At 70.0% G+C, this 7732-nt stretch carries 8 protein-coding genes; 5 read left to right on the top strand and 3 right to left on the bottom strand.

Annotated features, from left to right (window positions below; all coding sequences use genetic code 11):
• The first annotated feature begins 51 nt into the window (after window positions 1–51).
• The 3 genes from IE273_RS31940 (at window position 52) to IE273_RS31930 (ending at window position 1754) form a co-directional block, all read left to right on the top strand.
• The gene (locus IE273_RS31940; RefSeq protein ID WP_189818646.1) at window positions 52–489 is read left to right on the top strand and encodes a roadblock/LC7 domain-containing protein; all 438 of its coding nucleotides are present in this window, start codon (window positions 52–54) and stop codon (window positions 487–489) included.
• Between the two features lie 18 nt (window positions 490–507).
• Window positions 508–921 carry a DUF742 domain-containing protein gene (locus IE273_RS31935; RefSeq protein WP_189818645.1) on the top strand — a complete coding sequence of 138 codons (414 nt, stop codon included), beginning with the start codon at window positions 508–510 and terminating at the stop codon, window positions 919–921.
• Between the two features lie 230 nt (window positions 922–1151).
• Window positions 1152–1754, top strand: a complete 603-nt coding sequence (locus tag IE273_RS31930) for a GTP-binding protein (protein WP_189818644.1) — start codon at window positions 1152–1154, stop codon at window positions 1752–1754.
• Between the two features lie 9 nt (window positions 1755–1763).
• Here the strand turns inward: IE273_RS31930 and IE273_RS31925 are convergent, their stop codons facing one another.
• Window positions 1764–2192, bottom strand: a complete 429-nt coding sequence (locus IE273_RS31925) for a PPOX class F420-dependent oxidoreductase (protein ID WP_189818643.1) — start codon at window positions 2190–2192, stop codon at window positions 1764–1766.
• Between the two features lie 91 nt (window positions 2193–2283).
• Here IE273_RS31925 and IE273_RS31920 point away from each other — a divergent pair, with 91 nt between their 5' ends.
• Entirely contained in the window at window positions 2284–2697 is a 414-nt protein-coding gene (locus IE273_RS31920; protein WP_189818642.1) for a roadblock/LC7 domain-containing protein, read from the top strand.
• A gap of 126 nt (window positions 2698–2823) precedes the next feature.
• The gene (locus IE273_RS45300; protein WP_373309422.1) at window positions 2824–4155 is read left to right on the top strand and encodes a DUF6397 family protein; all 1332 of its coding nucleotides are present in this window, start codon (window positions 2824–2826) and stop codon (window positions 4153–4155) included.
• A 30-nt stretch (window positions 4156–4185) separates the two neighbouring features.
• Here the strand turns inward: IE273_RS45300 and IE273_RS31910 are convergent, their stop codons facing one another.
• Together IE273_RS31910 and IE273_RS31905 are read right to left on the bottom strand one after the other, a co-directional pair.
• Window positions 4186–5052, bottom strand: coding sequence for an acyl-CoA thioesterase (locus IE273_RS31910; protein ID WP_189818641.1), 867 nt, complete (start codon window positions 5050–5052; stop codon window positions 4186–4188).
• Between the two features lie 40 nt (window positions 5053–5092).
• Window positions 5093–7606, bottom strand: coding sequence for a DEAD/DEAH box helicase (locus tag IE273_RS31905; RefSeq protein WP_189818640.1), 2514 nt, complete (start codon window positions 7604–7606; stop codon window positions 5093–5095).
• Window positions 7607–7732 lie beyond the last annotated feature (126 nt).

The following is a 7732-nucleotide window of genomic DNA, read 5'->3' as shown; positions in this document are numbered from 1 at the left end:
CATCAGCCACACCCGGTCCTTCCGGACCGCCAACATTCTTAAGGACCCCGCATGATCCAGGATCCGACACCGAGGACGGGCCAGCGGTCCGGCGAACTGGACTGGCTGCTCGACGACCTGGTGACACGCGTGCGCGAGATACGGCACGCCGTCGTGCTCTCCAACGACGGCCTGGCGGTCGGCGCCTCCGCCGGCCTCGCGCGGGAGGACGCCGAGCACCTCGCCGCCGTGGCCTCCGGCTTCCACAGCCTCGCCAAAGGCGCGGGACGGCACTTCGGAGCGGGCGGAGTGCGCCAGACGATGGTCGAGATGGACGACGCGTTCCTCTTCGTGGCCGCGGCCGGTGACGGTTCCTGCCTCGCCCTGCTCACCGCGGTCACGGCCGACATCGGGCTGGTCGCCTATGAGATGGCCCGCCTGGTCAAACAGGTCGGCGAGCATCTCTGCACGGCGCCGCGCGTCGCGGCGCGACCGCCCGCCGCCGGATGAGCCGGGAAGGCGGCACCGATGACCGAGAACCCGACCGGCGAGCCCCGGGAGCCGGGCAGCCAGTGGTACGACGGCGAGGCCGGACCACTGGTCCGCCCCTACGCCATGACGGGTGGCCGCACCCAGCCCGGGCCGACCGGAGTGCGCTTCGACCTGATCGCACTCGTCACCCTCGACCCCGCCGCACCGGCGCTCGACGACGACACCGCGCTGGGCCCCGAGCACCGGACCCTGATCGACCTGTGCCGCCCGGAGACGCAGTCCGTCGCCGAACTCGCCGCGGACGCGGACCTGCCGGTCGGCGTGCTCAGGGTGCTTCTCGGGGACCTCCTGGAACTCGGCTGTGTGACCATCAGCCGCCCCGTGCCACCGGCGCACCTGCCCGACGAGCGGATCCTGCGCGAGGTCATCGAGGGATTGCGAGCACTGTAGATGAACGTCCGTACACCGCCGTACGCCTCGCCGTGTCAGCATCTGTACGCCCGACCGCGTCCCGGTACGTCCGATCCGGGCGCGTTGCGCCAACGATCGGGCCCCAGCCGCTCATGTCAGGTGTACTACGGTCCCATCGCCCCGACCCGCATCCCCATTGTCATGATGCTGCCTTCACCCCCGGAGCACGCGGACGCCGGCCGAGGCCGGCCCTCCCGAGAGAAGTGATCATGGTCTCCGAGCACACCGACACCGTCGGCGACACCTCCGCCCTGGCGCTGAAGATACTGGTCGCCGGTGGTTTCGGCGTCGGCAAGACGACCCTGGTGGGGGCCGTCAGCGAGATCCGGCCGCTGCGCACCGAGGAACTGCTCAGCGAAGCGGGTCAACTGGTGGACGACACCGACGGCGTGGACCAGAAGGTCACCACCACCGTGGCCATGGACTTCGGCCGCATCACCATCCGCTCCGGCCTCTCGCTCTACCTCTTCGGCACACCGGGACAGGACCGCTTCTGGTTCCTGTGGGACGAGCTGGCCCAGGGCGCCCTCGGCGCCGTGGTCCTCGCGGACACCCGGCGACTGGAGGACTGCTTCCCGGCCGTCGACTACTTCGAGCACCGGCGTATCCCGTTCGTGGTGGCCGTCAACTGCTTCACGGCAGCCCGCTCCTACGGCGCCCACGACGTCTCCCGGGCACTCGATCTCGACCGCGGTACACCCGTGGTGCTGTGCGACGCGCGCGACCGCGACTCCGGTAAGGAAGTGCTGATCAGGCTGGTCGAGTACGCCGGGCGGATGCACACCGCCCGGCTCCTGGACTCCGTCGGCTGAGCCCGCCGCTCAGGCCGCGATGTCCCGCACGGCCAGCACGTTGTCGATGGTCACGCGGACGAGCAGTTCACCCGGGACGCCGTTGCGGGCGCCGTACTCCTCGGCGCGGTCCTCGCCCATGTACCGGGCGGCGATCCGGGTCGCCCACAGACGTACCTCGGCCAGATCCTCCGACAGTTGGGCGCGGCCGTTCAGCACCACGAAGTGGAACGGCGGACGGTCGTCGTCCACGCACAGGGCCACCCTGCCGTCACGGGCCAGATTGCGGCCCTTCGCCGTGTTCTTGCCGGTGTTGAACACCAACTCGTCCCCATCCAGCAGAAACCAGATCGGAGCCACATGCGGGCTTCCGTCGGCACGGACGGTGGAGAGCTTGCCGGTGCGAGTGCCGTCCAGGACGAACGCCCGCCATTCCTCATCGGTCATCTTCTCTGCCATGCGCCCATCCTCCTTGCCCGCACGCCGGTCGTGGGGAAGGCTTGCGGGCAGTTCCTCCAGCCAGGGGGAGACATCACACGGGGAGACGGACATGGCGCAGAAGCAGGGTCTCGGCTGGCTCCTGGACGATCTGACCGAGCGGGTGGACCACGTACGCCACGGGCTGGTCCTGTCGAACGACGGGTTGGTCACCGCGGCGAGCACGGGGTTACGCCGCGAGGACGCGGAACATCTTGCCGCCGTGGCATCCGGGCTGCACAGCCTGGCCAAGGGCTCGGGACGCCACTTCGGCGCGGGCAGGGTCCGCCAGACGATGATCGAGTACGACGATGCCGTGCTGTTCGTGACCGCGGCCGGCAGCGGCAGCTGTCTGTGCGTACTCAGCGGGGCCCAGGTCGACATCGGCCAGATCGCCTACGAGATGACCCTGCTCGTCAACCGGGTCGGCGAACACCTCGGCGTCGACGCCAGGAAACCCGAGAGACCCCCCACCACAGACCTCTGACCTGCTGATTTTCCTGCCCCCGTGGAGTTATCCACAGGCTTGCCACGAGACGCGACGAACCGGCTACGGTGAGTGCACGGCGAACGCGCAAGGCGTGAGCCACCGACTCCACGGGGGAGTACGACCATGTCGGCAAGCACCTTCGACCCAACCCGCCCCAGCACCTGCACGCCGAGCCGTGCCGCTCGCGAACTGGGGCTCAAGCGCGTCGAGTTCGACCTCGCCGTCCAACTCGGCCGCATCCGGACCGTGCCAGACGAGGGCGGGGGAGGAGGCCGGCGCGTGGAGCGCGCGGAGATCGAGCGCCTCCGCGCACAGGACGGCTTCCCCGAGTCCCTGCGTGAACGGGTACGGGTCGTGGGTACGGCGGAGGGCGCCGCCCTCATGGAGATCCCGGCCGGCCGGTTCACCCGGCTCGCCCGACTGGGCCTGCTCGTGCCCGTGAAGTTCTACCTCAACCGTTACCGCGCCGTGGTCTGGCTCTATCTCGCGGAAGAACTGCGCCGGTTCACGGCGAGTCCGGAGCACGCGCACCTGCTCAAGGGGCGTACGCCCGAGACCCTCCGGGGCCAGTTGGCGGCGGGAGTGGACCTGCGGGCACGCAACTGGCGCGCACGCCGGGTCGGATTCCTGCTGCGGCAGGCCGAGGACCCGTGGGCCCGTGCCGGAGCCGTGGCCGCCTACCTCGCGCCCATCGAGATCGCCGACGTCGTCAAGGACCCGTACGAGCGCGCTCACCTGACCCGGTTCCGGCCCGTGTCACCAGGGCAGGGGGCTTCCGGGTCTCCTTCCGCTCAGCTCGCCGAGCGGATCACGACGGCGCAGGACGCGGACGAGGTCGGCTGGCTGCGCAGCGAGTTGGCGCGCTCGGTCGAGGAGGCCCGCGACAGCTCGCCGGCCCCGCGCCCGGCCGCCCACCGGGTTCCGCCGGCGATGCGAGCGGTCGCACGCCCCATCCCACCGATGGCACGGACGGTCACCCGTCCCACGGAAGAGACGACGAGGCCGTGCGAGCCGGCCACACGGTCCCTGGAGTCGGCGGCGCCGCCTCCGAAGCCGGCAGCACAGTTTCCGCAGTCGGCGCATGGGACGGCCCCGTCCCGAAAGCCGGCGGCACCGCTCCCGGAGCCGGTGACACGGCGTCCGGAGCCGGTGGGGCGCCCCGCGGAGCTGGGACCCCGCGTCCTGCACATGCGGACGCGGCTGCCCGAGTCGGCGGCGGCACAGCTCATCAAGGCGGCGACAGCGCCCACGGATTCAGCCGTGCGGCACCCCGAGTCACGGGTGCGGTCCCGGGAGTTGTACGTCGTTCCCCGGGAGTCGGCCGTGCGGCCGACGGTGCCACCGGTTCCTCGCGACCACGAGCCGGCACAGCCCGCTCCGCCGCCCTCGTCCCGTGGTCTTCGGACCTGGCTACGGCGCAGAAGCGCACGGCCGGCACGGCCCGCGCGGGTCTGAACAGCCGGTCCCGGGTTTCGTCGCCAGGTGCTACAGGGCCCTGAACAGGCCCTCCTGAACGACCGAGACGAGCAGCCGTCCCCGCAGGTCGTAGATGCGCCCGCGAGCCAGCCCACGGCCGCCGGTGGCGATCGGCGACTCCTGGTCGTACAGGAACCACTCGTCCGCGCGGAACGGCCGGTGGAACCACATGGCGTGGTCCAGCGAGGCCAAGTCGAAGTTCCGCGACCCCCACAGGGGCTCCACCGGGAGGCGTACCGCGTCCAGCAGGGTCATGTCGCTGGCGTAGGTGAGCGCGCAGGTGTGGACCAGCGGGTCGTCACCGAGCGGACCGACGGCGCGCATCCACACGGCGCTGCGCGGCTCGGCGCCCTCGATCTCCTCGGCGTTCCAGCGCAGCCGGTCGACGTACCGGATGTCGAAGGGCTGGCGGCGCGCCATCCGCTCCAACTGCTCCGGCAAGGCTCCCAGATGCTTGCGGATCTCCTCGGAGACCGTCGGCAGCGACTCGGGATCCGGCACCTCGCGGGCCGGCGGCAGCTGGTGCTCGAACGGTCCTTCCTCAGGCTTGTGAAAGGAGGCGGTCAGATTGAAGATCGTGCGGCCCTGCTGCACGGCCGTGACCCGGCGCGTCGTGAAGGAGCGTCCATCGCGGACCCGCTCCACCTGGTACACGATCGGCACGCCCGGCCGGCCCGGGCGCAGGAAGTACGCGTGCAGCGAGTGCACGGGGCGCTCGCCGTCCGTGGTGCGGCCGGCGGCGACCAGCGCCTGGCCCGCGACCTGCCCGCCGAAGACCCGTTGCAGGGACTCCTGCGGGCTGCGGCCACGGAAGATGTTGACCTCTATCTGCTCCAGGTCGAGGAGGTCGACAAGTCTCTCGGCCGGATTCGTCATCGGTGGGATTCTCCTTGGCTTGCCACTGGCCGGGGACGGTTCACAGCTGGCCGACCTCGGTGACGCGGACGACCGCACGCCCCTCGGCGTCGGAAGCCGTGAGGTCGATCTCCGCGCTGATGCCCCAGTCGTGGTCGCCGTTCGGGTCGTCGAAGATCTGGCGGACGCGCCAGAGGCCGTTCTCCGGCTCCTGGTGGATGACGAGCAGCTTGGGGCCGCGGGCGTCGGGCCCGGTGCCCAGGTCGTCGTACTCGTCCCAGTACTTGTCCATCGCCTCGCCCCACGCCTCGGCGTCCCATCCGGACTCGGCGTCCAGCGCACCCAGTTCCTCGACCTGGTCCAGGGCGGCCAGCTCCACGCGGCGGAACATGGCGTTGCGGACCAGGACGCGGAAGGCGCGGGCGTTGGTGGTCACCGGCTTGACCTCGTCGGCCTTCTCCTGGGCCTCCTCGGCGGTCATCTCCTCCGGGTTGGCGAGCTGCTCCCACTCGTCCAGCAGGCTGGAGTCCACCTGGCGCACCATCTCGCCCAGCCACTCGATCAGATCCTGCAAGTCCTCGGACTTCAGGTCGTCCGGGATGGTGTGGTCCAGGGTCTTGTAGGCGCTGGCGAGGTAGCGCAGCACGATGCCCTCGGTGCGGGCCAGCTCGTAGAAGGACACCAGCTCGGTGAAGGACAGCGCCCGCTCGTACATGTCCCGGACCACCGACTTCGGCGACAGCGGGTGGTCGCCGACCCACGGGTGGCTCTTGCGGTAGGTGTTGTACGCGTGGAAGAGCAGCTCTTCCAGCGGCTTCGGGTACGTGACGTCCTGGAGGCGCTCCATGCGCTCCTCGTACTCGACGCCGTCCGCCTTCATCGCGGCCACGGCCTCGCCGCGCGCCTTGTTCTGCTGGGCGACGAGGATCTGCCGGGGGTCGTCCAGGGTGGATTCGACGACGGAGACCATGTCGAGCGCGTAGGACGGCGACTCGGGGTCGAGGAGTTCGAACGCGGCCAGGGCGAACGTGGACAGCGGCTGGTTCAGCGCGAAGTCCTGCTGGAGGTCGACGGTGAGCCGGACGATGCGGCCCTCGGCATCCGGCTGGTCCAGCTTCTCCACGATCCCGCCGTCCAGCAGCGAGCGGTAGATCGCGATCGCCCGGCGGATGTGGCGCAGCTGCTGCCGGCGCGGCTCGTGGTTGTCCTCCAGAAGATGGCGCATCGCCTCGAACGCGTTGCCCGGCCGGGCGATCACCGACAGGAGCATGGTGTGCGTCACGCGGAATCGCGAGGTCAGCGGCTCCGGATCCGACTCGATCAGCTTCTGGAAGGTGTTCTCCGTCCAGCCGACAAAGCCCTCCGGCGCCTTCTTGCGCACCACCTTGCGCCGCTTCTTCGGGTCGTCGCCCGCCTTCGCCAGCGCCTTCTCGTTCTCGACGACGTGCTCAGGCGCCTGCGCGACCACGAGCCCCGCCGTGTCGAAGCCGGCCCGGCCGGCCCGGCCCGCGATCTGGTGGAACTCACGGGCCCGCAGTGTGCGCACCCGGCTGCCGTCGTACTTGGTCAGCGCCGTGAACAGCACCGTGCGGATCGGCACGTTGACGCCCACGCCGAGCGTGTCCGTGCCGCAGATGACCTTGAGCAGACCGGCCTGGGCGAGCTTCTCCACCAGGCGCCGGTACTTGGGCAGCATGCCGGCGTGGTGCACGCCGATGCCGTGCCGGACGTAGCGGGAGAGGTTACGGCCGAACTTGGTCGTGAAACGGAAGTTGCCGATCAACTCGGCGATCTTGTCCTTCTCCTCGCGCGAGCACATGTTGATGCTCATGAGCGCCTGGGCCCGCTCCACGGCTTGCGCCTGGGTGAAGTGCACGATGTACACCGGCGCCTGCTTGCTCTCCAGCAGGTCGGTGAGCGTCTCGGTGAGCGGGGTCAGTTTGTACTCGTAGGAGAGGGGAACCGGGCGGGTCGCCGAACGGACCACCGAGGTGGGGCGGCCGGTGCGGCGGGTGAGGTCCTTCTCGAAGAAGGACACATCGCCCAGAGTGGCCGACATCAGGATGAACTGCGCCTGCGGCAGTTCCAGCAGCGGGATCTGCCAGGCCCAGCCGCGGTCGCCCTCGGCGTAGAAGTGGAACTCGTCCATGACGACCTGGCCGACATCCGCGTCCTTGCCGTCGCGCAGCGCGATCGATGCCAGCACCTCGGCGGTGCAGCAGATGACGGGCGCGTCGGCGTTCACGGAGGCATCGCCGGTGAGCATGCCGACGTTCTCGGTGCCGAACAGCTTGCACAGCTCGAAGAACTTCTCCGACACCAGGGCCTTGATCGGTGCCGTGTAGAAGGTGACCTCGTCGCGGGCCAGCGCGGCGAAGTGCGCACCCGCGGCGATCATGCTCTTGCCGGAGCCGGTCGGCGTCGAGACGATCACGTTCGCCCCGGAGACCGCCTCGATCAGCGCCTCTTCCTGGTGGGGGTAGAGGGTGAGGCCGCGCTCCTGCGCCCACGACTCGAAGGCTTCGTAGAGGGCGTCGGGGTCGGCGGTCGGCGGCAGCTGATCGATGAGGGTCACGCCCCCATCTTGCCTGGCCTTCCGCCCCAGCGGGGAATCGGCTGGGGATGCGAAGATCACGACCGCTACGCTGTGTCGCCGATGCGGCGTCAGCGCACCAGGTCAACTGGTCAGCGGCACACGAGG

It is taken from the genome of Streptomyces olivaceoviridis, from assembly GCF_014650115.1.
Lineage (GTDB): Bacteria > Actinomycetota > Actinomycetes > Streptomycetales > Streptomycetaceae > Streptomyces > Streptomyces olivaceoviridis.
Note: the sequence above shows the minus strand (reverse complement) of the source record. Positions and strands in the feature narration are given on the sequence as shown.